Below are 25009 nucleotides of genomic sequence, written 5' to 3'. Positions count from 1 at the left end.
GGGCAGATCATGATCAGCTATATCGTCAAGCGCCTGCTTGGCATGATTGTGGTGATGTTTCTGGTGGTGACCATTGTGTTCATCATCGTGCGCGTCACCCCCGGGGATCCCGCCGCCGTCATGCTGGGGCCGGATGCGTCAGCGCAAGATGTTGCCGATCTGCGCTCCAAGCTGGGGCTGGATCAATCACTGATCTCGCAATACGTGTTTTACATCGGGGCCTTGTTGACAGGTGATCTGGGCCGCTCGATCTTCCTCGATATGCCTGTGGGGGCCGCCCTGTTGCAACGGGCCGAGCCAACCTTTTTCCTCACGCTGTTTGCGCTGCTGATTGCCTGCGTGCTGGCGCTTCCCATCGGTATTTATGCCGCATACCGACGCGGCTCATGGCTCGATCAAGCGGTGACGGCCATTGCCATGCTGGCGGCCAGCATTCCCAGCTTTTGGCTTGGCTTGATCCTCATGCAGTTCTTTGCGGTCAAGCTGCAACTGTTTCCCGTCTCCGGTTATGGCGGGCCGGGAACAAGTTTTCTGGAGCGGATGTACCATCTGGCTTTGCCAGCCATTGCGCTGGGTCTTGTCTCTTCATCCCTGATCCTGCGCTTTACCCGTGCCTCCATGCTGGATGTGCTGGGCGATGATTTTGTGCGCACCGCCCGCGCCAAAGGCCTGCAAGAGCGGAATGTGGTGCTGCGCCATGCGCTGAAAAACGCCTTGATCCCGATCCTCACCGTGGTGGGGCTGACGGCGGCGGTGCTGATTTCGGGAGCCGTCGTCACCGAGACGGTGTTTGGCCTGCCCGGCATTGGCAGCCTCGTGGTCTCTGCTGTGTTGCGCCGCGATTATCCGGTTATCCAAGGGGCCTTGCTGGTGATTGCTGGTCTCTATGTGCTGGTGAATTTCGCCATCGATATGCTCTATCTGCTGATTGATCCGAGGGTGCGTTACTGATGACCCAACCCATATCCTTTGAGAGCACAGCCCCACCGCAATCAGAAACCCTGCGCTTTCTGCGCCGCCTTTTACGCCGCAAGACGGTAGCGATTGGCCTGTGCATTCTTGCCATCTTCGTGCTGCTGGCGGTGCTGGCACCGTGGATTGCCCCTTATTCTCCCTACAAACTCTCGATCATGAACCGGCTGAAACCACCAAGCGGAACCTTTTGGTTTGGCACCGATGAGTTTGGACGCGATGTGTTTTCACGCACGATTTATGCGGGGCGGCTGTCTTTGCTGGTTGGGGCGTCAGTCGTGGTACTATCATCCCTGATTGGCGTCACGCTTGGGCTGCTCGCAGGCTTTTTTCACCGTCTGGATACGCCGATTGCCCGGTTGATCGACGCGATGATGGCTTTCCCGGATATTCTTCTCGCCATCGCCCTTGTGGCCGCGCTTGGGCCATCGCTGACCACAGTGATCATTGCTCTTTCGGTGGTCTATGCACCTCGGTTAGCACGCATCGTGCGCGCCTCCACACTGGTGATCCGTGAGTTGCCCTATATCGAAGCGGCCCGTGCGCTTGGTATTTCCACCACACACATCATGGTGCGGCATGTGCTGCGCAATCTGATGTCGCCCATTCTGGTGCAGGCTACATTTTTGTTTGCCAGCGCCATGCTGGCCGAGGCGGGATTGTCGTTTCTGGGCGTTGGCGTTAGCCCGGAAATCCCCACCTGGGGCACGATGATTGCGGCTGGTCGGCAATATGTCGATCAGGCCGATTGGATGACGCTGTTTCCCGGCTTTGCCATCATTCTCTCTGTGATGTCGCTTCAGATCGTCGGAGACGGTTTGCGCGACATGCTCGACCCAAGACTGCAAAAGGATATTTGACCATGCTGCCTCAGGAACAAGGCTTGGGCCTCCTGCTGTTGAAAAACCTTCGTCCTCTGGCCTTTGGCGAGGCAACACCCACGCAGGCCATCGATATTTTGATCGGCGCGGATGGCAAGATCATCAAGGTTGGGCAAGATATTGCCCTGACAGAAGATGCCGAAGTGATCGATGGAAAAGGTGCCTGGGTTTCTCCCGGATGGGTGGATCTGCATGTGCACATCTGGCATGGCGGCACGGATATTTCCATTCGCCCATCAGAATGCGGGGCCGAGCGCGGCGTCACCACGCTGGTCGATGCAGGCTCTGCCGGAGAGGCCAATTTCCACGGCTTTCGCGAATATATCATTGAGCCATCGCGCGAGCAGATAAAAGCCTTCTTGAACCTCGGCTCCATTGGTCTGGTGGCCTGCAACCGCGTGCCGGAACTGCGCGACATCAAGGATATTGATCTCGACCGCATTCTGGAATGCTATGCCGAGAACAGCGAGCATATCGTGGGCCTGAAAGTGCGGGCAAGCCACGTCATCACCGGATCATGGGGTGTAACTCCGGTCAAACTCGGCAAGAAAATCGCCAAAATCCTGAAAATTCCGATGATGGTGCATGTGGGCGAACCGCCAGCGCTTTACGATGAAGTGCTGGAAATCCTCGGCCCCGGCGATGTCATCACCCATTGCTTCAACGGCAAGGCCGGGTCCAGCATCATGGAAGACGAAGACCTCTATAACCTCGCCGAGCGCTGCGCTGGCGAAGGAATCCGGCTGGATATCGGCCATGGCGGTGCCTCCTTCTCGTTCAAAGTGGCAGAAGCGGCGATTAAACGGGGGCTTTTGCCCTTTTCCATCTCCACCGATCTGCATGGTCATTCGATGAATTTCCCAGTCTGGGATCTGGCCACCACCATGTCCAAACTGCTCTCGGTGGGCATGCCGTTTGAGAAGGTGGTGGAAGCCGTGACCCATGCACCGGCCTCCGTTATCCGCCTGTCGATGCAGGATCGGCTGGTGCCGGGAGCGCGGGCCGATTTCACCATTTTCGATCTGGTCGATTCCGATCTCGAAGCCACCGATTCCAATGGCGATGTTGCCCGTCTCACCCAGCTGTTTGAGCCGCGCCATGCCGTGATTGGCCGCGAGGCCATTGCCGCCAGCCGCTATGTTCCGCGCGCCCGCAAACTGGTGCGCCACAGCCATGGGTATTCGTGGCGCTGAAATGCATTCAAAAATTCTAGAACTGGAAACCGCGTGAGCATGACTTCCCCCTCCACCGATGCCGGATTGCCAACACCCTATGAGCGCCTTGCCGCTCTGGGCATTGCGCTGCCGCCATCCCCACCGCCAATCGCCAATTTCGTCACCCATGTGCGCGAGGGCAATCTGCTGTTTCTCTCCGGTCAAGGCCCACGCGAGGCAAATGGCTTTCTCTATTCCGGCAAAGTTGGTGACGACGTGCCGCTGGAAGATGCCTATCGCCACGCCCGGCTCACGGGCATCAACCTGATTGCCGTGATGCATGATGCCTTGGGTGATCTCGCCCGCGTGCGCAAAATTGTCAAAATGCTCGGCATGGTCAATGCCACGCCGGACTTTCGCGATCATCCGCAGGTAATCAATGGCTGTTCAGACCTGTTCATGGAGGTGTTTGGCCAGGCGGGTCAACACGCCCGCTCGGCGGTTGGCTTTGGCTCGCTTCCCGGAAATATCACCGTGGAAATCGAAGTGATTGTGGCGTTGCACGAATGAGAAAGGCCCTCTCAGTGACCGCGCCAACCCATGCGCTTTTCAATGCGCTCCGCCGAGGCCTGAACATGGCCCACATAGGGATTGCCGTCAGAAAACGCCTTTTGCTCTGGCAGCACGATAGAAATGGTGGCGACGCAAACGCCATCCCGATCACAAATCGGCGAGGCAATACAAGCCACCGCATAATCGGATTCACCGGCCTGAATCGACAGGCGCTGTTGAAAGGCCCGTACCGCCGCATCCGACAGGGTCCGCGCATCCACCTCCGCACGCCCGGTTGGCGACGAGCGGGCGCAATGGGCAAACAGTTCTATGCGTTCTTTCTCCGGCAAATGGCCAACGAGAAGGCGGCCAGACGCCGTCCAGTTCAGCGGCACACGGGTGCCAACCCGCGAGGCGACCTGAAAATGGCTTGGCCCCTCGGCCATGGCCAGCACCAGCATATGGTCATTGTCACGCCCGCACACTTGTACGGTTTCACCCGCTTCGCGGCACAGATCATGCATTTCCTGCGTGGCAATGCCGATGAAGTCCAGCGAACGGGAATAGGCAAGGCCATAATGGTAAAGCCGTGGGCCGAGCCAGATGGCTCCGTCACCACTGCGGGTCAGCATGTTCTTGTCCACCAGATCATCAATGATGGTGTAAATGGTGGACAGCGGCGCACCAACCGCCTTGGCAATGGCGTAAGGGCCAACGGGCGCGCCCGTTTCATACAGATGATCCAGCACCTGCAAGGCGCGGTCCATGCCGCTGACGCGCGAGCGCCGTTCTGCCGTGGCCTCAACGGGCTGGCCATCTGCGGCAACCGATACCGTGCGCGCCTTGCTATCCATCCTGCGATCCTTACCTGAATGATCGGCTATTACATTATAACGGCATAGCTGTCGATTGTAGAAATGACGGGCCTTTGCCCACAACAAGTGGAAAAGCTTATGACCAACGATATTCGCACCCAGCTCGGCCTACGCCCGGTGATCAATGTTTCCGGCACCATGACCAGCCTTGGCGCATCCATTGTGGTGCCAGAGGCCATTGCCGCCATGACGGCTATTCTGCCGCAATTTGTGGAAATCAGTGATCTTCAGCGCAGAGCCAGCGCCATTATTGCAAGGCTAACCGGGGCTGAAGCAGGTTTTATCACCGCCTCATGCTCGGCAGGCATCAGCCTTGCCGTGGCAGGCACCATTACCGGGCCGGATCTGCTGGCCATTGAAAAACTGCCGGATGTCAGCACGGCCAAGAATGAAGTGCTGGTTCAGATGGGTCATCTGGTCAGCTATGGTGCCCCGGTGGATCAATCCATTCGTTTGGGTGGTGGCAAGGTGGTGCTGGTGGGGCAGGCAACGTCTGCGCATCGCTACCATATGGAAAATGCCATTACCGAAAACACTGCCGCTGCCGTTTATGTCGTTTCTCACCATGTGGTGCATTATGGGCTTCTGCACCTGAAAGAGTTTGTCGAAATTGCCCATGCGCGCGGCGTGCCTGTCATTGTCGATGCCGCATCGGAATATGACCTGCGGATTTTCCTCGATCAGGGAGCCGATATCGCGCTCTATTCCGGCCATAAATTCCTCGGCGGCCCCACATCGGGCATTGTTGCCGGGCGCAAGGATCTGGTGCGCCATGCCTATTTGCAAAACATGGGCATTGGCCGAGGCATGAAAGTGGGCAAGGAAAGCATCTTTGGCGTCATGGCAGCGCTGGAAGCCTGGGAAAAGCGTGACCATGCGAGCGTGCGCGCCGCTGAAACCGGCTATCTGCATCTGTGGAAAGAGGCCCTGGATGGCCGCCCCGGCGTAACGGCACTGATTGAACCCGACCCAACCCACAATCCTCTGGATCGCCTGCGGGTGATCCTCTCACCGCAAGAAGCGCATATCAGCGCCTATGATCTGGCAGGCGCGCTGGCCCGTGGCAATCCGCCGATCATCGTTCGCGACCACGAAGCAGAACATCATTATTTCTACCTTGATCCCTGCAATCTGCATCCGGGGCAAGAGGTCATTGTGCGTGACCGTCTGGTGGAAGAACTTGATAAGGCCAGAGCCTCCAACGAAGTGATCAACACACCACATGAAGATTGGGGTCGCCATCGCTTTGATTCCATGCTGCGCTGGCCGGATTGATCACCGCCGTCCATTGTTCGTCTGTGAGTTGCTGAAGGCAGCATCGCGGGATTGGATTACTGCACCCTTCAGGGGTTTTGTGCGATTACTCTCTCGAGTCTGTCAGGTTCAAATTGAACCTGACAGACTCGATGCTCTCTTGTTTTCGTTTGTCTTTTCGGGAAAACCGGGTTCCACCTTTCCCTGACAAACTCTTATGATCGGCAAAATTACCGATCATACTTCCATTTGAATTTGATAGGATGGAAACAGCCTCCTTGAGGTCGATATTTTCGCCGTCCTCAGTAACGATGTCACCCAGAAAACGTTCGATTTCAGGACCCCTCGCCAACGCTATCCTTGGTCGAAAGCTTCTTAACCATTCACGCTATCGCTTTATTTAGGGCGGTTGGATATAAATATCGCATCACCGTGCGAGCACTGAATGTATCCCTGGTCTGAACTTCTTGCGAACCTAGCAATCGTTGCCATCACAACGTCCACCTGGACATTCGTCCGGCCACACCTTTCTTGCCAAGGACCACGCGCTCTTTCGTTGATTTTTGGCTGCCTTATGGCGGTTGGGTTGATCGCGACCATGGCCTTGCCGTTTCGCTTCACCGACGGTGTTTTCCTGGACACCCGGTATACATTTCTCGCTATATCGGGTTTCTTCGGCGGCCCTATTGCGGCCTTTCCACCGCTTATCGTGGGAATTATCAGGCGATTGATGGTCGGAGGTATGGGTATAACGGTTGGCATTCCGCAAATCATCGCGGCTGCATGCATCGGTGTCGTCGCAAGCCGATTGCTTCGCGGCAAGATCCCGACTTTCCCGCAGATCGCAGCACTTGCTCTGTTCGTCGCAGTCAGCGGGGTAGCCGGCTTCTTCTTTGTTCGTCCCTTTGAGGTCTGGGGCAATCTGATCGTCGTGACTGTCGGTCCATTCATGGTGGTCTTGTTTGGAGCCACTCTGTTATCCGCTCTTGCCATTGCGCAGGAGATGAAGCGGACGAGACTTGAAAGGGATTTGGCCGCGGCACAGATCCGTCTCGCCGATGCGCTTGCGACAATGGCGGATGGCTTGGCACTTTTCGACCGCGATGGGGTGTTGGTTTTCACCAATCAAAGATACCTCGATATCTTCAAAGAAACGGCGGATGTCAGGGTGCCCGGGAAAAACATCCGGGAAATCTTGCGGACATCCTTTGACCGTAATGAAGAAGCGCGGGTGGAATCGAATGTCGATCCTGTCATTGATCGTGTTGCGGAAGGCCTGTTCCGGCCCAGCGATCGCTTGATCCAATTGGCCGACGGACGTTCAATTGAGGCAAGAACACGTATCACAGGCGAGGGAGAGGCGATGATCGTTTACGCGGATATCACTCTTCATTGCCAACGAGAAGCGCGGTTGCACGAGTTGAACGATCGCTTGTCGGCGTTGGCCGATACGGACGAATTGACTGGTTTGATGAACCGCCGTGGTTTGGAAGCGTCCATGGATCAAGCTTTTGACCGAGCCAAGGATCAGGGCGCCAATATTGGCCTTCTTCTTATCGATGTCGATTGGTTCAAGGCTTATAACGACACCTATGGCCATCCCGCCGGGGATAAATGTCTTCAGATTGTCGCCAACACGGTTCATGCGACGTCCAGGTCATTTGCGGGAAGCATTGTGGCGCGATATGGTGGGGAGGAATTGACCGTCGTGTTGCCGAACGCATCAATATCCGAAACCGAGGCAGTCGCTCGGCTTGTTTGTACAGCCGTGCGTACTCTGGCCATCGAGCATGTTGGAAGCGAAAAGCGCATCGTCACAGTGAGCGTCGGTGCCGCCAATCTGAAATCGATGCCGGGCCTGCGCAAGACGGACCTCCTTCTGCAGGCTGACGCGGCGCTTTATGCAGCCAAGGCGGCGGGAAGGGACTGTATCCAGACAGCTCCTGATCTCCTTTCGATCGCCAAGCGCCCCGACAGCCGTTGACTTTGGATGGTCTCAGCCGCTCGCCTCCTGTTTGCATCAAACATCAAAGACGCGCAAACACGCCGTATCTCAGGAATATCCGTTGCAGCAAAGCCGTTGGTGGAGTCTAATGCCTGGATAAGACGATGGGCGTGTTACAGCAGTCGTGCTGCTTTCCACGATATTCTGTGCCATTGCTACTCCAGTTTGGCGATTGAATGACGATATTTTCTGTCCGGCATATTACCTCATATCGGTATAAGAGACCGGTCGAATTCGGTGAGCACAGATTGATGTTCCGGCCGCGGGACAGTTTTGACCAGACACTTCTGAGTTCTCATCTGGATGTCAGTCCAAAACCCGATTATGTCAGGTGGATCCATGATGTGTTTGGCAATTGCGTTGCGCTGGTGGGGTTTACCGGCAAGGCGCGGGAACTCTGCTTTGGGACAAATATCCGCCTGGACCATACCCAGCAGGTTGAAATGGATCTGCAGATCGATGCAGAAGCTCTCCACTACCCTTTCGCATATGATCCGGAGGAAGTGGTTGACCTGGAACGGACAATCAAACGGCATTTTGCGGATCCAGACGATGAGGTTGGCAGATGGACACGGCAGTTCGTGCGGATCGGTCAGCCGACCGAAACTGGTCGCCTGTTGATGACCCTTTGTTATGCGATCCACGAGAGTTTCATCTACGCTCGGCGCTTGGAGCATGGAACGCAGACGCCGCTTGAGACGCTCCGGCTTCGCCGTGGCACGTGCCGTGATTTTGCGCTGCTGATGATGGAGGCGGCTCGGTCGCTCGGGCTCGCTGCCCGTTTCGTTACAGGCTATATCTATGTACCCGACCGCGACGGCTCAACCAAGCTTGGCGGTGGCTCCACCCATGCCTGGTGCCAGGTCTATCTTCCCGGTGCCGGATGGGTGGAATTCGATCCCACCAACGGGATTGTCGGAAACCGCGATCTTATCCGTGTCGGTGTGGCGCGTGACCCAAAACAAGCGGTGCCGCTTTCCGGAAGCTACGATGGCGACGCGTCGGATTTCGACACGATGTCCGTCCAGGTCAACGTTACAACCGATGAGCTGAGCGATACTGCAGCATAGATGGAACAGCTCGGTCGCCTGAGCGTTTGCTGCCTTAACGAACATTCGCAGCCCGCATGTCCGAAGTTTTTTATCAAAGGATGCCTATTCATCATGAAAATACGCGCGGGATTTCGCATAGGTTACGAATGCCAGCAAGAGACGGCTATGCTGCTGGTGCTCAATATCCATCCATCCCGTCGCACCGATCTTCTGCAGGATCAGGTCCTGAGTTTCGACCGGCCGATTGAGGCTTGGGGTTATTTCGATGGCTTTGGTAATGCTTGTAGCCGCATCGTCGCACCGCCGGGACTGACGACGATTTCTACGGAATTCGAGATCTATGATGGCGGTCTTCCAGATCCGGTGCCTGAGAATGCGTGGCAGCATGACATCAAGGATCTTCCAGATGAGGTGCTCGTCTTTCTGCTCGGCAGCCGGTATTGCGATACGGATCGTCTGTCCGATTTCGCCTGGAAGACCTTTTCCTTTACCCCTTTGGGCTGGCCGCGGGTGAAGGCGATCCTGGATTTCGTCCACAATCACATCACCTTCAACTATCAGAAGGCTGATCTTCTCCGCACGGCTTTCGGAGGTTTTACCGATCGAACCGGCGTTTGCCGCGATTTTGCGCATCTTGCGATTACGCTATGCCGTTGCATGAATATTCCGGCGCGTTATTGCACCGGGTATCTGGGGGATATCGGCGTGCCTGATGATCCGAACCCGATGGATTTCAGTGCATGGTTTGAAGTCTATCTCGGCGGTCGCTGGCATACGGTTGATGCCCGACACAACAAGCCCCGGATCGGCCGCATCCTCATGGCCATCGGACGGGATGCCACGGACGTGGCGCTTTCAACTGCCTTTGGCCCGGCTATCTTGACGCAATTTGAAGTGACAACCATCGAGTTATAGATTGTGGTATCGAACGGCAGACAAGCTGTTTGATCTCGTGTGTTACCATGACGTCTTCAGCGCCCTGCCATGTCACGCTTGCCGCAGGCCGATCATTGATGCCTAGAGTTTTTGGCGAGGAAGACATTCAGGGACCTCAGGCCCTATGAGTTTATCTGCAATTGATGGACGTTGGAGCGCCGTGCGTTTTATAAACCGCACGGCGCTCCAACCGACCTGACCACATTCGTGGCATGCGCCTTGGCGTTGCATTCATATCGCCATCGCGGGAACTATCCTGCCGGACCTCCATTTAGGAAACGGAGCGACAAGTTCATTTCGTGAACAGCACCTCATCGTGAAAGTCCGCAACCCTACGTTAGAAAATGACGCAAGAGTTCTGTGGTCTTGACCTCATTCCACGTCACCGCAAAGGGGAGCGGACATGTCGAACAGCAACCAAATGGATCTTTCCCGCCGGGATCTTCTTATCTCATCGGCTGTAGCGGCCGTGGTCACAGGAGCCGGCGAAAGGAGCGTGGCAGCACAGCCTGCAGGAGACAAGATGAAATTAACGACACCTGTGACGCTAAACGTCAATGGAGCGCGCCGTGAGATTGAGGTCGATAACCGCACGACCCTTCTCGACGCTCTACGGGAGCACCTGGATCTTACGGGCACGAAAAAGGGCTGTGACCATGGTCAATGCGGAGCGTGCACCGTCATGGTCGATGGTCGGCGGATCAATGCCTGTTTGACGCTGGCCGTTATGCATGAGGGCGACGAGATCACCACGATCGAAGGCCTCGGTCAGCCTGGCCACCTTCATCCAATGCAGGCAGCCTTCGTCAAGCATGATGGTTTTCAGTGTGGCTACTGTACGCCCGGCCAAATCTGTTCCTCCATAGCGGTGCTTGAGGAAATCAAGACGAATATCCCGAGTCACGTGACGTCCGACCTTAACGGGCCTGCACAATTGACAGCCATCGAAATCCGCGAGCGGATGAGCGGAAATATCTGTCGATGTGGCGCCTATTCCAACATTATCGATGCCATTTCTGAAGTTGGAGGGATCAAGGCATGAAAGCTTTCACCTTTGAGCGCGCGCCCTCGATCGAGGCGGCAGTGAAGACGGCTGCTGCCAACCCAGACGCCAGGTTTATCGCTGGCGGCACCAACCTGCTCGATCTGATGAAACTCGAGATCGAAACGCCAACCCATATCATTGATGTCAATGGACTTGGTCTCGATAAAATCGAATCCACTGATGACGGCGGTCTGCGCATCGGTGCCCTCGTGCGAAACACCGATCTTGCCGCGCACACGACTGTTCGCCGCGACTATGGACTGTTGTCACGAGCCCTGGTTGCCGGTGCCTCCGGCCAGCTTCGCAATAAGGCGACCACGGCCGGTAACCTGTTGCAGCGCACCCGCTGTCCGTATTTCTATGATCCGAACCAGCCGTGCAACAAGCGTCAGCCGGGCAGCGGCTGCTCGGCCATTGGCGGTTTCAGCCGTCAACATGGGGTTGTCGGGGTGAGTGATGCCTGCATCGCCACCCATCCTAGCGATATGGCAATCGCCATGCGGGCACTCGATGCGACCATTGAAACAGTAAAAGCAGATGGCAGCCGCCGATCTATTCCGATTGCTGATTTCCATCGTCTTCCGGGAGAGACCCCGCATATCGAAAGCGTATTGGAGCGCGGCGAATTCGTGACCGCCGTCCTGCTTCCACCACCGATCGGCGGAAAGCATATCTATCGAAAGGTCAGGGACCGGGCGTCCTATGCGTTTGCGCTGATTTCAGTCGGCGCTGTCATTCAAGCGGATGGTACGGGGCGTGTTGCCGTCGGTGGTGTCGCTCATAAGCCCTGGCGGATCGAAGCCGCGGAAGCGGAACTGCCAAGAGGCGCGCGCGATGCGGCGAAAGCCATTCTCGCCGATGCCCGTCCGACTGAACAGAACCGGTTCAAGGTCGATCTTGTCGAGCGTACGCTTGGCGCTGTCCTTTCCGAAGCAAGGGGGTGACCCATGAAGTTCGATACACCTGCAACAACCAATCCAATCGACCGCCTCAAGGTCGTCGGTCAGCCGATTCACCGCATCGATGGTCAATTGAAGACAACCGGTCGGGCGATGTATGCCTATGAGTGGCGGGATCCAAACACGCGTTATGCCTATGGCTACCCGGTTGGGGCAGCGATTGCCAAAGGCCGGATCAAAGCCATGGATGTAACAGCAGCCAGGAAAGCTGATGGCGTGATTTCTGTGGTGACAACTCTGGATGTCGGTAAGCGCGAGAAGGGCAAGTTCAATACTGCAAACCTGTTCGGTGGCGATGAAGTTCAGCATTATCATCAGGCAATCGCCGTCGTGGTCGCGGAGACTTTCGAGCAGGCGCGGGCTGCTGCTGCACTGATCAAAGTGGACTATGATGAGGAGAAGGGGACATTTGATCTCAGTGCGGCGCGAGAGACGGCCAAAAAGCCGGATGAGTCCCAAAAGCCCGACACGGCAGTCGGCGATTTTGAAACATCCTTCCGATCCGCTCCAGTCACCATCGAGCAATCCTATACAACGCCTGACCAATCTCATGCGATGATGGAACCGCATGCTTCGATCGCCGCGTGGGATGGTGATGAGGTGACCGTGTGGACATCCAGCCAGATGATCGATTGGTGGCGCTCTGATCTCGCCACAACCCTCGGCGTTGACAAGGAGAAGATCCACTTGATGTCGCCGTTTATCGGCGGCGGATTCGGCGGCAAGCTGTTTCTCCGGGCCGACGCTGTCTTGGCCGCCTTCGCGGCAAGGGCGGCGAAACGACCTGTCAAAGTCGCCCTGCCGCGTCCATTGGTGATCAATAACACCACCCACCGTCCGGCAACGATCCAGCGCATCCGCATCGGCGCTGAGCGGGACGGAAAGATCACTGCCATCGCGCATGAGAGCTGGTCAGGCGATCTTGCCGGAGGTGGTCCTGAGGTGGCGGTCAATCAAACGCGGCTTCTTTATGCCGGCGCAAACCGGATGACGGCCATGCGTCTTGCGACCCTCGATCTTCCAGAGGGCAACGCCATGCGGGCTCCTGGCGAGGCGCCCGGCCTGATGGCGCTGGAAATTGCCGTGGATGAAATGGCCGAAAAGGTTGGCATGGACCCGATCGCGTTTCGCATCGCCAATGACACCCAGGTCGACCCGGAAAATCCCGAGCGCCCATTCTCGCATCGGGACCTGATTGGTTGTCTGAAGCGCGGTGCCGATCGCTTTGGTTGGGATAATCGACCGAAGGCCGGATCTCGCAGGCAGGGCAATTGGTTGATCGGGATGGGCGTCGCCGCCGCGTTCCGCGACAACATGGTCCTTCCTTCCGGCGCTCGGGTCAAACTCGATAACCAGGGCGTTGTTACAGTCGAGACCGACATGACCGATATCGGAACCGGCAGTTACACGATCATCGCCCAGACCGCCGCGGAAATGATGGGCGTTGATGTCGATAAAGTCGCCGTGCATCTCGGAGACTCTCGGTTCCCGATTTCGGCGGGTTCCGGTGGCCAGTTCGGGGCCAATTCGGCGACATCGGGCGTTTATGCGGCGTGCGTCAAGCTTCGTGAGGCCATTACCCAAAAACTTGGGTTCAATTCCGATGATATTGTCTTCGAGGATGGTGTCGTCAAAGCTGGAAACCGGTCGGTTCTCCTTGCCGAGGCCGCTGGCCCTGACGGTCTGGTCGGCGAAGATACGATGGAGTGGGGCGATCTCACCAAGACGCATCAGCAATCCACCTTCGGTGCGCATTTTGTCGAGGTTGGCGTCGATGTCGCCACTGGCGAAACACGCATTCGGCGCATGTTGGCGGTGTGCGCGGCTGGTCGTATCCTCAATCCGATTACGGCGCGCAGCCAGGTGATCGGTGCAATGACCATGGGAGCCGGAGGCGCCCTGTCGGAAGAACTGGTGGTCGATGCAAAGCGAGGCTTTTTCGTCAATCACGACCTTGCCGGATATGAGGTCCCGGTTCATGCGGACATTCCGCCTCAGGAGGTTATCTTCATGGACGAAACCGATCCGATGTCATCGCCGATGAAGGCAAAGGGTATCGGGGAACTCGGGCTCTGTGGTGTCTCTGCGGCAATCGCCAATGCCATCTACAACGCGACGGGCGTTCGGGTGCGGCACTATCCGATCACGCTCGATAAACTGATCGGTGGCTTGCCTGACATTGCCTGATGTCGAGTTGAGCTTGTCCGACAGTGTTTGTGAGCGTTTCGGCGCTGGTGTTTTGCTTGGCGAGGGTCTCATGACAGGCATGATTTTCGCCTGCTGAATAGCTCGCTCGCCCCAGCTTGTTATGAGAAGGGCCAATGAAAAATGGCTCTTCTCATCCCTTTACTTTAGAGCTTGACGGACTCGTGCGCAGCATTTGGAGCAACGCTTGTTCCGATCCACAGTCCATATGTGCTACTAGCCAGATGATCGTTTCCGTGCGAACCGGGGTAAGGCCTTGTCGATGAACGGGTAACGGCACATGATCGACTTTCGCAACGTGATGAAGACTGCCTTTCGTATCAAGGCGCCGGTGCGTAGTGGTCGAGCGGATGAAGAGTTTGATACGGAGAAGGCGCAAGCGCTGGTTCGTATTATTATTGTCACCGGGGCAATCAGTTACGTTCTGCCAGCGATAATAATCGGAGCGACACCGGTCGAGGCATGGAGCGTCGTGCCTCTTCTCAGCTATTATTTTCTGTTTTCTCTTGCGGCATACTGGTGGATAGCACGTTGGCCCGGCGAAAACAGAGTGCGCCGCGCTATTACCATTACCCATGACCTTGGTGCTCTGACCTTTACCATTGCCGTTGGAGGTCAAACGTTTCTGCCGCTGTTTGCCATCATGTTGTGGGTGACAGTCGGCAACGGTCTGCGCTTTGGACCAGCATATCTCAAAATTTCAACGGCAGCCACGCTCGCCGGGATTGGCATTATCACTTACTTCAATGCCTATTGGCGCGAAAATCCGTTCATGGTCCTCACGTTGGTGGCCACGACCGTCCTCGTACCCGCCTATATCTATGCTTTGCTTGGACGATTGCGCAAAGCCTATGAAATTGCCCAGGAGGCCAGCTTGTCGAAATCGCGGTTCCTGGCGCAAGCGAGCCATGACCTTCGGCAACCGATCCATGCCATCAGTTTGTTCACTGCTTGTCTGCGCGATGCCAACCTGCAGCCGAAAGAACTGCAAATGGTTGAAAATATCGACCGATCGCTCCAGAGCGTATCGCGCCTGTTCAAGTCGCTGCTGGATATTTCGACCCTGGATAGTGGTAGGGTTACTCCGAAATATGAGAGGATTGCAATTGCCGAAGTGATCGATGACGTGTTGCGACAGAACCGGGAAGCGGCGCAGCAGAGCGGCATTACATTGCGGACGGTCAGTTGCAGCGCGGTTGTGGAGATAGACAGGGCTCTTTTGACCACCATGGTGCAAAACATCGTCAACAACGCCATCAAATATGCGGCGGGACGCGATGTCGTCATTGGCTGCCGGCATCGTGGTGGCCGGCTGGCCGTTCAGATCTGCGATCAAGGACCCGGTATTCCCCGGGACCATCAATCCAGGGTGTTTGAGGAATTCTATCAGGTGCGTGAGCGTGGCGACAAGGACATTGATGGGGTTGGCCTTGGTCTTCCGATCGTGCGGCGTCTCGGTCGCCTGCTCGACATTGATGTGGATTTGAAGTCGGATCCAGGCAAGGGAACCAGCGTCACGCTCGGCAATTTGCGTATCACGCATAAACAAGAATGGTCGCAATCGCCCTTGGCGGCGGGACACTATCCGGCGGCCATCAATGGGCTGCGCATATTGCTGGTGGAAGACGACGAGGCCGTATTGATTGCCACGGCAAGCCTGTTGCGAAAATGGGGATGCCACGTCCAGGCCGAGGCGACAATACCCGGGCATGTGGGGGATTTTGACCTGTTGATCACCGATTTTGATCTCGGCGGTGGCGTCACCGGCACGGAATGCATCCAGATCGTCCAGGACCTGATCGGCCGGCAGATGCCCGCAGTGGTGATGAGTGGCCATGACGAGGGGCGGGTCAGAGAGGACCTGGGATCGGCTGATATTCCAATCCTGTCAAAGCCCGTGCGACCGGCAGAGCTTCGTTCGGTGGTCATGGTCGCGGCGCTTGAGACACGCAGGACGAGAGAGACAAATTCCTAGCCGGTTCGGTCACACCGGGCTCTTCGTGGCGAATGGATTGATTGGTGTGCAGAATTACAATATTTATTCGGAATAAGATGTCTATTTTGAAATAATCGAGATGAATGACTATAAAGCGCTGAAAGTGTTTCTGCTGGCTGCCGAAAAGCGGAATTTTGCGCAGGTCGCCCGCGAACTCGACATGACACCAGCCGCCGTGAGCCGGGCAATAGCTGCCTTGGAACGTGATCTTGGCGTCCAGCTCTTCGTTCGAACGACCCGTCAGGTTGCCCTGACGACAGATGGCGCTATTTTTGCCGCTCAGGTCCAGCCAGCGGTGGCCGCCTTGGATAGTGCGCGGCGCGATATCAGGAACGCAAACAAGAGTGATGAGGGACGGTTGCGGATCAGCGTTCCAACCTGGTTCGGCAAGGCCATGCTGCCGCCGATCCTTTCTGGATTCAGGACGCTCTATCCAAAAATGAGCTTTGAGATTTCCTTGTCGGATGGCCTGGTGAACATTGTTGACGACGATTATGACCTTGCGATCCGCATCTCCTCGCAGCCATCGGATAAGTTCACCATCTGGCGGAAGATCCACATCGTGCCGCGTATTCTTGTGGCAGCACCGGCAAGCAAATTCGTCGATATGCGGCATCCTGGCGAACTGACACCCGACGATTGCCTTGCCTATAGCGGCGAGAGTCGGCGGGAAAACTGGGTTCTGTCGGACGGCGGATCAAGCATGACGATTTCAGCCGGAGGGGCGTTCAGCGCCAACAGTGGAGAAGTTCTGGCTGATATGGCGGCAGATGGCGCCGGGGTGGCGATGCTGCCAGGATTTCATGTTTCGGAACATTTGAAAACAGGGCGCCTGGTTCACGTCTTGCGAGGGTGGTCGCCGCCCGATCTATGGCTGACGCTTTATTATCCGCCCTATCAGGCTCTACCACCGCGGATCGCGTCTTTCTCTAAATTTTTCGAGGAGCAGGTTGCCGCTCAAATGGTTACGCTCAATTGAGGGATCCCCTGTCGAAGATCTGGGGACGTATCTCCTGCTCTCTCTGTGACAGGCCTTACTGTGGGATGGCCCTGTGCCGCGCCGTTATTTCCGCAGCGACCAGCGCTTGCAAACGCCAGAGATTGCGGTCACGGATCCCTTCGGCCTGAAGGTCGATAATGGTCTTGTGGAGATACTCGGCGCATGAGCCGCCCTGGCCGCAGGCGCTGGCTATCAAGGACGCTGACTGCTCGTCCGGCAAGGGTTTGGTTAGTCCAAGCCGGCTGGTGCTTGCCCAGAATGTCAGGGCGCGTTGAACACCGTTTGCCGTTTTCACGTAAACCCAACGGACCATGCTCCTCACCTCCCGATACTTGATCTCCCGAGCAACGAGGGCGCGCAGATCCAGGCGGCATCGTTCAGCCGACAGCTCGAAGACAATACCATCGCACTGTCCACCGCGCTCCAGGGCCAGCATCAATCCGGGCTGTGTGCTGGTGGCACGCCAGCGCTCGATTTTGAGGGAAAACGACCTGTGCCATCCGTAAGCGGTGGCGCGTTGGCGACTGGCTGGTTCGAATTCGGGATTCCAGATCAGCGAGCCGTAAGCAAAAACCAGCAGAGGATCGCCGCCTGCCTCTTTTTCAATCCTGTCGACGAGTTCATCAAGTTCAGCTTCCTTAAGGGGTGTCCAGCCGGGCTCCGGGCCGTCGTCGCGGACGCCTCTGATGGTCAGGGCAACAAGCTCGGGCGTTAACTGCATCATCGTATCAATCCGCATTCTGACGAGTGATGAGAGTTTGCCTTGGGAAAAGTGGAACCCGACCTTCCCGAAAGACAAACGACAACAAGAGAAGCGTGGCCGCGGCGGCTTTTCACCGCGGCCACGCCTTTGGATCAGGACTTCACAAAAGCCAGCAGGTCGGCGTTGAGCACGTCGGCATTGACGGTCAGCATACCGTGCGAGAAGCCGGGATAGGTCTTGAGCGTACCATTCTTCAGCAGCTTGATAGCTTTCAGTGCTGCATCGGCAATGGGCACGATCTGATCGTCCTCGCCATGCAGGACGAGAGTCGGGACGGTTATCGTCTTCAGATCCTCGGTCTGGTCGGTTTCAGAGAAAGCCTTGATGCCGTCGTAATGCGCCTTGGCGCTGCCCATCATACCCTGACGCCACCAATTCTGGATCACGCCCTCCTGGACTTTGGCGCCGTCACGGTTGAAGCCATAGAATGGACCGGCGGGGACGTCGCGGAAGAACTGCGCGCGGTTGGCAGCCAGTGCTGAGCGGAAACCGTCGAAAACCTCCATCGGCAGGCCTTCGGGATTGGCGTCAGTCTTCAGCATCAGCGGCGGGACGGCAGACACGAGAACCGCCTTGGCGACGCGACCGGCTGGCTGGCCATGCTTGGCCACATACCGGGCGACTTCGCCTCCGCCGGTGGAGTGACCGATATGGACGGCGTTCTTGATGTCGAGGGCTTCAACGACCGCAAAGGCATCAACTGCATAATGGTCCATGTCATGGCCATCGGAAACCTGCGCCGAGCGGCCGTGGCCGCGCCGGTCATGTGCAATCACGCGGTAACCGTTGGCGAGGAAGAACAGCATCTGTGCGTCCCAGTCATCGGATGACAGCGGCCAGCCATGATGAAATACAATCGGCTGAGCATCCTTCGAGCCCCAATCCTTGTAGAAGATTTCAACGCCGTCCTTGGTGGTAATGGTACCCATGGTCTTGTTTCCTTCGGTTGAGGTGTTGGTGAGCGCGGTTGCGGCGACGGCCGATCCGGAAAGCAGGACGCCACGACGTGTCAGGGAAAGAAGAGTGGTGTCGGCCATGTTCGCGTCCTGCGATCTTGTTTCTGTATCGTCAGACCCCTTTGTTCGTCTGATGAGGGCATATTGCCGCCAAACATCCTTGCCAACAATTGCATTATTAATTGAGATTTAATTGCGATTATTGAAATAATGGAGAGGGTCTCGGCGACAACCGCGTCGCGATGATTAACGCGAACGCGGCGACTTTTCCGGTTGTGCATGCTCGCCTACCGGTGGGATTAACGCCCAATGAGATGGGCAGCCCACAGTTTTTCCATCGTATTACACGATCGTCGGGGTGATGCGCGCCTTCAAGGTTTCCTGCAACAGCGATAGTTTTCTGCTGTGGGCGCTACGAGCACACCGTGCGTCATGCTACACTATCCCGTACGATGATTGCCGTTCGCTCAAAGCGCCGGTGTCCGTGGCGTTCGCACTGGTTGTCAATGCCTTGAAGGGCGACATTAAACTGTAGGCGTCGAAAAGTCTGAATAGAGATCGAATATGAGTGTTGCATTTACCAAGGAAGACAGTGCGGAAACAGCAGCTGAAACGCTACTGCCCGAGCGTCCGATTTCCCCACATCCGAATCTTGTGACGGAATCGGGACTAAAAGCGCTGGAGCGGCAACGTGTGCAAGCACGTGACGCCTATGATGCCGCGCGGGCAATTGAAGACGTCAATGAACGGCGTCGGCAGATGGCCGGCCCTTTTCGGGATTTGAACTACCTTGAAGAGAGGGTTCACACGGCTCAGGTCATGCCCGATCCGATCACCGCTGATAGTGTTGTTTTTGGGACGACCGCGACGTTCACCCGTGATGATGGACGCGTCCAAACCTATCGTATCGTCGGCGAAGATGAAGCAGATCCGAAAGCGGGATCGATCTCCTATGTCTCCCCGGTGGCAAGGGCGCTTATGGGCAAGGCTGTCGGTGATTTCGTCAGTCTTGGTGATCAAGAGCTTGAGATCACGGCTATCTCGCCGTGATCTGACGCGAGCGCAAAACGATGTGTCATCGTTTGCCCGTATCAGCGCCGATGAGACAGAATTGAACGATCGCACCAGCGAAAAGTGGACACTGGTTTTCCCTCGAGTCTGTCAGGTTCAATCTGAACCTGACAGGTTGTCGTCATTACGCCACCCCTCCGATGCGGGCCCATTGCGGAATCCACTGATCGTGAGCCTTCAACAGGTCGGTCGTCAATGACCAGATCTGGTCGAGGTCGAGTTCGGCTGCCGTATGCGGGTCCATCATCGCGGCGTGATAGAGATGTTCGGGGTTTTCGCTGATCAAGGCGGCCACCGTCAGTTCCTGTACGTTGATGTTGGTGCGCATCAGGGCTGTGAGCTGCGGCGGCAGGGCGCCGATGGTGGTGGGCTGAATGCCGTTGTCATCGACAAGGCAGGGCACTTCCACGGCGCAATTGTCCGGTAGCGAGGTGATGCAGCCGTTGTTACGTAGGTTGCCGTAAATCACCGAAGGCTCACCCGTCCAGACCGAATTGATGATCGAGGAGGCATATTCCTTCGATGGTTTGACCTCGATCTTGTCTGCGGAACGATAGGCGGCTGCCTGATCTTTCCATCGCTCGACCTGCTCAATGCAGCGCTTGGGATATTCATCCAGCGGAATGCCGAATTTCTCAATCAGGTCCTCACGGCCTTCCTTGATGAAATAGGGCGTGTATTCGGCAAAATGCTCCGAGCTTTCGGTGACGAAATAGCCAAGGCGCGTCAGCATTTCATAGCGCACGTTGTTGGGGCAGCGAGGGTTCCAGGTGGGCTTCGGCGCGCGGCCCTCACGATAGCCGCGCAGCAGATCGGGATAGAGATCACGGTAGGAGCCATCCGGCTGGCGGTGCTCGAAATTGAGGTAAAACGCCATGTGATTGATGCCAGCAGAGCGATAGCGGATGTCCTCATAGGGAATGGACAGATCCTCTGCCAGTTCCATAGCCGTACCCTGAACGGAGTGGCACAGGCCAACCTGTTTGATCGCCGGATATTTCTCGGCAATCGCCCAGGTGTTGATGGCCATCGGGTTGACATATTGCAGCATGATGGCCTGCGGGCAGACTTGCATCATGTCCTCGCAAATGCGCCACAGATGCGGCACGGTGCGCAAACCGCGCATGATACCGCCAACACCCAGTGTATCGGCAATGGTCTGGCGCAGACCGTATTTCTTCGGCACCTCGAAATCGGTGACGGTGCAAGGCTCATAACCGCCGATTTGAAAGGCGATGACCACGAAGTTGGCCCCCTCCAGCGCTTTGCGCTGAACGGCAAAGGTCTCAACCGTGGCGGATGCGCCAAAGGTGGAAATCAGCTTTCTGGCAACAACTTCGCTTTCTTCCAGACGCTGTGGATTGATATCCATCAGCGCGATCCGCGCGCCTGATAGTGCCGGACGTTGCAGAACGTCGCCGATGATATTCTTCATGAACACGGTGGAACCGGCACCAATGAAGGTGATTTTGGGCTGTTTTGTCATGATGGGGTCTCGCTGTCTTAGGGATTATGTGGCGACGTTGAAAGCAGCTCTGACGAGCCGCTGGGTGTAGGCGGTTTTGGGATGGCTGAGAATGTCCTCAACAGGTCCTTGCTCGACGATCTGCCCGTGCTGCATCACCGCAACCCGGTGGCAAAGCGCGCGGACAACCTTGAGATCATGGGAAATGAAGAGATAGCTCAGGCCCTTCTCATCCTGAAGCTTGCGCAACAGGTCGATAATCTGGGCCTGAACGGAGAGATCGAGCGCCGATGTCGGCTCATCCAGCAGGATGAATTCCGGCTCGAGCGCCACCGCCCGCGCAATGGCAATCCGCTGGCGTTGGCCGCCGGAAAATTCATGCGGAAACCGCGACAGGATGTTGCCGGGCATTCCGGCGCTGATCAGCGCCTCGCGCACGCGGTCCAGCCGCTCACTGCGGCTTGCGCCAATAGTGTTGACAGTCAGGCCTTCCTCAATGATCTGGCCCACCGACATGCGCGGGTTGAGTGAAGAAAACGGGTCTTGAAACACCACCTGCATACGGGAGCGCAAAGGCCGCATCTGTTCGCGGCTGTTGTTCTCTATCGCTTGGCCGTCAAACAGGATCTTGCCGCTATCAACACTCATGAGTTTCACGAGGGCTTGGCCAAAGGTGGTTTTGCCGGAACCACTCTCGCCCACCAGACCCAGTGTTTCATGGCGGTGCAGGGTGATGGAAAGGCTGTTCACGGCCACCAGCTCTTTTAGTTGCGGCTTGAAAAAACCGCCATGCTTGAGCATGAAAGACACACGCACATCGCGGCCTTCCAGAATGATGGCGGAGTCAATCGGCATGGGATTGGCCATGCCCTTGGGTTCCGATGCTAGCAGATGGCGGGTGTAGGGATGCTGCGGATGGTCAAACAGCGCCGTTGTGGTGTTGTGCTCCTTCACCTCGCCGTTTTGCATCACGTAGACATAATCCGAGAATTGCCGAACAACGGTGAGATCGTGGGTGATCAGGATCACCGCCATGCCAAGCTTTTTTTGCAAATCGCGGATCAGGTTGAGAATCTGCGCCTGCACGGTCACGTCCAGCGCCGTGGTTGGCTCATCGGCAATCAGCACATCCGGGTTGTTGGCCAGTGCCATGGCAATCATGATGCGCTGGCGCTGACCGCCGGACAATTGATGCGGATATTGGTTGAGGCGGGCCTCCGGCTCCGGGATTTGCACCTGACGCAACAGCTCCAATGCGCGCGCAAAAGCCTGTTTGCTGCTCATTTTCTGGTGCACGCGGATGGCTTCCACGATCTGTGCGCCAATGGTGTAGACCGGATTGAGCGAGCTCATCGGCTCTTGAAAAATCATCGAGATGCGATTGCCACGCAGCGCCCGGCGCTGACGATCCGAGAATTTCAGGATGTTTTGCCCGTCATAGGCAATGCTGGAACGAGCCGACAAGGTGGCGCGCTTGGTCAACAGCCCCATGATGCTGCGGGCCGTGACCGACTTACCAGAGCCGGATTCGCCAACAACGGCAATGGTTTCGCCCCGGTAGAGTTGGAAGGAGACGTTCTTGACCGCCTCGACTGTGCCACCTTCCACCTTGAAGGAAACGGCCAGTTGGCGGGCATCGATAATCGGCGTGCCGAAAAGGCTGGTGTGATCGTGCCTCTGATCAGGTGCCAATGCATTGGTGGTGTTTGCCATGACTTGGCCTCCTCAATAGGGGTCAACGGCATCGCGCAACCCATCACCCAGCGCATTGAACGCAAAGACGGTGATCAGCACGAAGGCCACGGGAGACAGGATCCACGGATAGGACCCAATGACGGAATAGGTCGAGGTATCCTGCAACATCAGGCCCCAGGAAATCAGCGGCGGCTTGACCGCAAAACCCAGAAAGCCAAGGAAGGATTCCAGCAGAACTACGCTTGGAATGGCCAGTGTGACGGACACGATGACATGGCTCATCACATTGGGAAAAATATGCTGCAGAATGATGCGCCGATCCGTGGCCCCGATGGCCATGGCAGCCCGCACATAATCAATGCGCGCCAGCGCCAGTGTTTTGCCGCGCACTTCGCGCGACATCTGCGCCCAGCCCAGTGCGGACATGACGATGATGACAAAGCCCAGAAACACATTGGTGGGAGCGGTCACCGGGATCAGCGACGTCAGTGCCAGATAAAGCGGCAATTGCGGAAAGGCCAGAACCAGCTCCACAAAACGCTGCATCCAGGTATCGAACTGGCCACCATAATAGCCAGAGACCATGCCGACCGTTGTACCCACCACGGTGACAATAGACACCACCGTCAAGGCAATCATCAACGACACGCGGGAGCCGTAAAAGATACGTGACAGCACATCGCGGCCAAATTTATCGGTGCCAAGAAAATTCACTGGTGTGCCATCCGTTGCACCGAAGAAATGGCGATCAGTGGGCAAAAGACCGAACAGTTTATAGCTGAAACCCTTGACGAAAAAGCCAAGGTTGACGGGGTTTTCAAAGTCCAGCCCAGAAATGGGTTGGAAGGTAATAGGGTCAAACGCCGTGCTTTCTCCCAGTGGATAAGTGCGGGGCCATACGAAATTGCCCTCTTGGTCGGTGATGCTGATGGTCTGCGGTGGCGCAAAGGCTGTGCCGGTCAGCTTCGGATCAACGGGAGCGAAAAACTCGGCAAATACCACCATCAGCATCAGCAGGCAGACGAGCACAAGGCCCATCATCCCAGTCCACGATCGCCGAAGACGCCGCCAGACCAGCGCCAGATAGGTTTCGTTGCTGTGTGAATTATTGGCGGGAGAGGACATGGCTACGGTTTGAACATCGGCTTTCATGCGTGCGCTCCTCCGCCCAATCTTACCCGTGGATCAAGGAGTGCGAGCAGCATGTCGGCAATGATATTGCCCACAATCAACGTGGCCGACAAAACCAGCATGAAGGTTGCCGTGACATAGACATCGCCCACCCACATGGAGCCAACAATGGCCGGGCCAACGGTGGGCAGGGCAAAAATAATCGCGGTTTCAATCTCGCCGGTGAGCATATAGGGCAGCACGACGCCCTGATACATGATCAGCGGATGCAGCGCATTTGGCACCGCATGGCGCAAGATCACCTGTCGCTCGCTCAGGCCTTTGGCGCGGGCGGTTTCGACATATTGCGCGTTCAGCGTATCCAGCAGATTGCCGCGCATGACCCGCATATTATAGGCCAGCCCGCCAAAGGTGGCGATGGCAATCACCGGCCATACATGCTGCAAGAGGTCGAGGAATTTGGCAAAGGACCATGGCGCTCCACCATATTTGGCAGAGTTGAAGCTGTTGATTTCCGTAGCATTGAAATGGAACACCATGATGTAGACGATGATCAGCGCCATCAAAAAGCGTGGCACGGTCATGCCGAGAAACGAGATGCCGGAGAGCAGGCTATCCACCCAGGTATATTGCCGGGTTGCTGCCAGTATGCCGAAGGTGATGCCAATGATGGAGGCAAGGATATGGCAGACAAGCGCCAGCGCCAATGTCCGGGGCAAGCGCTCGCCCACCACTTCCGACACAGGTTTGTTGTAGAACAGGCTATGGCCAAAATCGCCCCGGGTGACGATGCCGGTGATCCAGTTGATGTATTGGATGGGGATCGGTTTATCCAACCCATTGGCAATTTTATAGGCCTGCGCCTGCGCATCGGCGGCTTCAAACGATGCGCCGCCTTGATTGATCATCTGGGAACGGATGTAGTCGCTGTAATCCCCCGGAGGGGCCTTGATGATGGCAAAGGTCACAACGCTGAGAACAAACAGCACAGGTATGGCAGAAGCAATGCGCACAAGCAGAAATCGGAACATGGGAACACACT

The 25009-nt window shown here is 56.5% G+C and carries 21 protein-coding genes; 14 read left to right on the top strand and 7 right to left on the bottom strand.

Annotated features, from left to right (window positions below; genetic code table 11):
* Positions 1-9 precede the first annotated feature (9 nt).
* From H1Y61_RS20330 to H1Y61_RS20315, 4 genes are read left to right on the top strand one after another with little or no spacing between them, the layout of a single operon-like run.
* Entirely contained in the window at positions 10-951 is a 942-nt protein-coding gene (locus H1Y61_RS20330; RefSeq protein ID WP_180574616.1) for an ABC transporter permease, read from the top strand.
* Positions 951-1832, top strand: a complete 882-nt coding sequence (locus H1Y61_RS20325; protein ID WP_180574615.1) for an ABC transporter permease — start codon at positions 951-953, stop codon at positions 1830-1832. Before H1Y61_RS20330 ends, H1Y61_RS20325 begins: the two co-directional genes overlap by 1 nt.
* A 2-nt stretch (positions 1833-1834) precedes the next feature.
* On the top strand, positions 1835-3046 hold the full coding sequence (locus tag H1Y61_RS20320) for an amidohydrolase/deacetylase family metallohydrolase (RefSeq protein WP_180574614.1): 1212 nt from the start codon (positions 1835-1837) through the stop codon (positions 3044-3046).
* A gap of 39 nt (positions 3047-3085) precedes the next feature.
* On the top strand, positions 3086-3577 hold the full coding sequence (locus H1Y61_RS20315) for a RidA family protein (protein ID WP_180575232.1): 492 nt from the start codon (positions 3086-3088) through the stop codon (positions 3575-3577).
* An 11-nt stretch (positions 3578-3588) separates the two neighbouring features.
* On the opposite strand, the gene H1Y61_RS20310 is transcribed toward H1Y61_RS20315, so the two are convergent.
* The gene (locus H1Y61_RS20310) at positions 3589-4413 is read right to left on the bottom strand and encodes an IclR family transcriptional regulator (protein WP_180574613.1); all 825 of its coding nucleotides are present in this window, start codon (positions 4411-4413) and stop codon (positions 3589-3591) included.
* A 99-nt stretch (positions 4414-4512) separates the two neighbouring features.
* Here H1Y61_RS20310 and H1Y61_RS20305 point away from each other — a divergent pair, with 99 nt between their 5' ends.
* From H1Y61_RS20305 to H1Y61_RS20265, 9 genes are all read left to right on the top strand, one after another.
* Positions 4513-5709, top strand: a complete 1197-nt coding sequence (locus tag H1Y61_RS20305) for an aminotransferase class V-fold PLP-dependent enzyme (protein WP_180574612.1) — start codon at positions 4513-4515, stop codon at positions 5707-5709.
* Positions 5710-6274: 565 nt separating this feature from the next.
* Positions 6275-7672, top strand: a complete 1398-nt coding sequence (locus H1Y61_RS20300; protein WP_180574611.1) for a diguanylate cyclase — start codon at positions 6275-6277, stop codon at positions 7670-7672.
* Positions 7673-7869: 197 nt separating this feature from the next.
* Positions 7870-8763 (top strand): transglutaminase family protein, encoded by an 894-nt coding sequence (locus H1Y61_RS20295; RefSeq protein ID WP_180574610.1) that lies wholly within the window; start codon positions 7870-7872, stop codon positions 8761-8763.
* Between the two features lie 93 nt (positions 8764-8856).
* Entirely contained in the window at positions 8857-9660 is an 804-nt protein-coding gene (locus tag H1Y61_RS20290; protein ID WP_180574609.1) for a transglutaminase-like domain-containing protein, read from the top strand.
* 424 nt (positions 9661-10084) lie between these two features.
* A complete protein-coding gene (paoA, locus tag H1Y61_RS20285) occupies positions 10085-10723 on the top strand; it encodes an aldehyde dehydrogenase iron-sulfur subunit PaoA (RefSeq protein ID WP_180574608.1) in 639 nt (212 codons plus the stop codon).
* Positions 10720-11670, top strand: coding sequence for an FAD binding domain-containing protein (locus H1Y61_RS20280; RefSeq protein ID WP_180574607.1), 951 nt, complete (start codon positions 10720-10722; stop codon positions 11668-11670). The genes paoA and H1Y61_RS20280 overlap by 4 nt, the downstream gene beginning before the upstream one ends.
* Before the next feature lie 3 nt (positions 11671-11673).
* Positions 11674-13872: an aldehyde oxidoreductase molybdenum-binding subunit PaoC gene (gene paoC, locus H1Y61_RS20275; protein ID WP_180574606.1), complete on the top strand. Its 2199-nt coding sequence runs from the start codon at positions 11674-11676 to the stop codon at positions 13870-13872.
* Between the two features lie 298 nt (positions 13873-14170).
* Entirely contained in the window at positions 14171-15865 is a 1695-nt protein-coding gene (locus tag H1Y61_RS20270; RefSeq protein WP_235680911.1) for an ATP-binding response regulator, read from the top strand.
* A gap of 100 nt (positions 15866-15965) precedes the next feature.
* Positions 15966-16865: a LysR family transcriptional regulator gene (locus tag H1Y61_RS20265; protein WP_180574605.1), complete on the top strand. Its 900-nt coding sequence runs from the start codon at positions 15966-15968 to the stop codon at positions 16863-16865.
* 55 nt (positions 16866-16920) lie between these two features.
* Here H1Y61_RS20265 and H1Y61_RS20260 read toward each other — a convergent pair whose 3' ends face one another.
* Both H1Y61_RS20260 and H1Y61_RS20255 read right to left on the bottom strand, forming a co-directional pair.
* On the bottom strand, positions 16921-17607 hold the full coding sequence (locus H1Y61_RS20260; protein WP_180575230.1) for a gamma-glutamylcyclotransferase: 687 nt from the start codon (positions 17605-17607) through the stop codon (positions 16921-16923).
* A 134-nt stretch (positions 17608-17741) separates the two neighbouring features.
* Positions 17742-18578 (bottom strand): alpha/beta fold hydrolase, encoded by an 837-nt coding sequence (locus tag H1Y61_RS20255; RefSeq protein ID WP_409364008.1) that lies wholly within the window; start codon positions 18576-18578, stop codon positions 17742-17744.
* A gap of 591 nt (positions 18579-19169) precedes the next feature.
* Between H1Y61_RS20255 and greA the strand changes: the two genes are divergently transcribed.
* Positions 19170-19655 (top strand): transcription elongation factor GreA, encoded by a 486-nt coding sequence (gene greA / locus H1Y61_RS20250; protein ID WP_180574603.1) that lies wholly within the window; start codon positions 19170-19172, stop codon positions 19653-19655.
* Between the two features lie 145 nt (positions 19656-19800).
* Here greA and melA read toward each other — a convergent pair whose 3' ends face one another.
* The 4 genes from melA to H1Y61_RS20230 are packed head-to-tail and all read right to left on the bottom strand — an operon-like array spanning position 19801 to position 24998.
* Entirely contained in the window at positions 19801-21162 is a 1362-nt protein-coding gene (melA, locus tag H1Y61_RS20245; RefSeq protein ID WP_180574602.1) for an alpha-glucosidase/alpha-galactosidase, read from the bottom strand.
* 24 nt (positions 21163-21186) lie between these two features.
* Positions 21187-22854: an ABC transporter ATP-binding protein gene (locus H1Y61_RS20240; RefSeq protein ID WP_180574601.1), complete on the bottom strand. Its 1668-nt coding sequence runs from the start codon at positions 22852-22854 to the stop codon at positions 21187-21189.
* A 12-nt stretch (positions 22855-22866) separates the two neighbouring features.
* Entirely contained in the window at positions 22867-23988 is a 1122-nt protein-coding gene (locus H1Y61_RS20235; protein WP_180574600.1) for an ABC transporter permease, read from the bottom strand.
* A complete protein-coding gene (locus H1Y61_RS20230) occupies positions 23985-24998 on the bottom strand; it encodes an ABC transporter permease (protein ID WP_012653539.1) in 1014 nt (337 codons plus the stop codon). The genes H1Y61_RS20235 and H1Y61_RS20230 overlap by 4 nt, the downstream gene beginning before the upstream one ends.
* Between the last annotated feature and the right edge of the window lie 11 nt (positions 24999-25009).

The organism is Agrobacterium vitis (assembly GCF_013426735.1).
GTDB classification, from domain to species: domain Bacteria; phylum Pseudomonadota; class Alphaproteobacteria; order Rhizobiales; family Rhizobiaceae; genus Allorhizobium; species Allorhizobium vitis_D.
This window is presented reverse-complemented; position numbering and strand designations above follow the sequence as displayed.

What these genes read in the sequence shown, in the direction of transcription:
- H1Y61_RS20330 (WP_180574616.1), top strand. Translation starts at nt 10, where the DNA reads ATGATCAGCTATATCGTCAAGCGCCTGCTTGGCATGATTGTGGTGATG.
- H1Y61_RS20325 (WP_180574615.1), top strand. Translation starts at nt 951, where the DNA reads ATGACCCAACCCATATCCTTTGAGAGCACAGCCCCACCGCAATCAGAA.
- H1Y61_RS20320 (WP_180574614.1), top strand. Translation starts at nt 1,835, where the DNA reads ATGCTGCCTCAGGAACAAGGCTTGGGCCTCCTGCTGTTGAAAAACCTT.
- H1Y61_RS20315 (WP_180575232.1), top strand. Translation starts at nt 3,086, where the DNA reads ATGACTTCCCCCTCCACCGATGCCGGATTGCCAACACCCTATGAGCGC.
- H1Y61_RS20310 (WP_180574613.1), bottom strand. Translation starts at nt 4,413, where the DNA reads ATGGATAGCAAGGCGCGCACGGTATCGGTTGCCGCAGATGGCCAGCCC.
- H1Y61_RS20305 (WP_180574612.1), top strand. Translation starts at nt 4,513, where the DNA reads ATGACCAACGATATTCGCACCCAGCTCGGCCTACGCCCGGTGATCAAT.
- H1Y61_RS20295 (WP_180574610.1), top strand. Translation starts at nt 7,870, where the DNA reads ATGACGATATTTTCTGTCCGGCATATTACCTCATATCGGTATAAGAGA.
- H1Y61_RS20290 (WP_180574609.1), top strand. Translation starts at nt 8,857, where the DNA reads ATGAAAATACGCGCGGGATTTCGCATAGGTTACGAATGCCAGCAAGAG.
- paoA (WP_180574608.1), top strand. Translation starts at nt 10,085, where the DNA reads ATGTCGAACAGCAACCAAATGGATCTTTCCCGCCGGGATCTTCTTATC.
- H1Y61_RS20280 (WP_180574607.1), top strand. Translation starts at nt 10,720, where the DNA reads ATGAAAGCTTTCACCTTTGAGCGCGCGCCCTCGATCGAGGCGGCAGTG.
- paoC (WP_180574606.1), top strand. Translation starts at nt 11,674, where the DNA reads ATGAAGTTCGATACACCTGCAACAACCAATCCAATCGACCGCCTCAAG.
- H1Y61_RS20270 (WP_235680911.1), top strand. Translation starts at nt 14,171, where the DNA reads ATGATCGACTTTCGCAACGTGATGAAGACTGCCTTTCGTATCAAGGCG.
- H1Y61_RS20265 (WP_180574605.1), top strand. Translation starts at nt 15,966, where the DNA reads ATGAATGACTATAAAGCGCTGAAAGTGTTTCTGCTGGCTGCCGAAAAG.
- H1Y61_RS20260 (WP_180575230.1), bottom strand. Translation starts at nt 17,607, where the DNA reads ATGCAGTTAACGCCCGAGCTTGTTGCCCTGACCATCAGAGGCGTCCGC.
- H1Y61_RS20255 (WP_409364008.1), bottom strand. Translation starts at nt 18,578, where the DNA reads ATGGGTACCATTACCACCAAGGACGGCGTTGAAATCTTCTACAAGGAT.
- greA (WP_180574603.1), top strand. Translation starts at nt 19,170, where the DNA reads ATGAGTGTTGCATTTACCAAGGAAGACAGTGCGGAAACAGCAGCTGAA.
- melA (WP_180574602.1), bottom strand. Translation starts at nt 21,162, where the DNA reads ATGACAAAACAGCCCAAAATCACCTTCATTGGTGCCGGTTCCACCGTG.
- H1Y61_RS20240 (WP_180574601.1), bottom strand. Translation starts at nt 22,854, where the DNA reads ATGGCAAACACCACCAATGCATTGGCACCTGATCAGAGGCACGATCAC.
- H1Y61_RS20235 (WP_180574600.1), bottom strand. Translation starts at nt 23,988, where the DNA reads ATGAAAGCCGATGTTCAAACCGTAGCCATGTCCTCTCCCGCCAATAAT.
- H1Y61_RS20230 (WP_012653539.1), bottom strand. Translation starts at nt 24,998, where the DNA reads ATGTTCCGATTTCTGCTTGTGCGCATTGCTTCTGCCATACCTGTGCTG.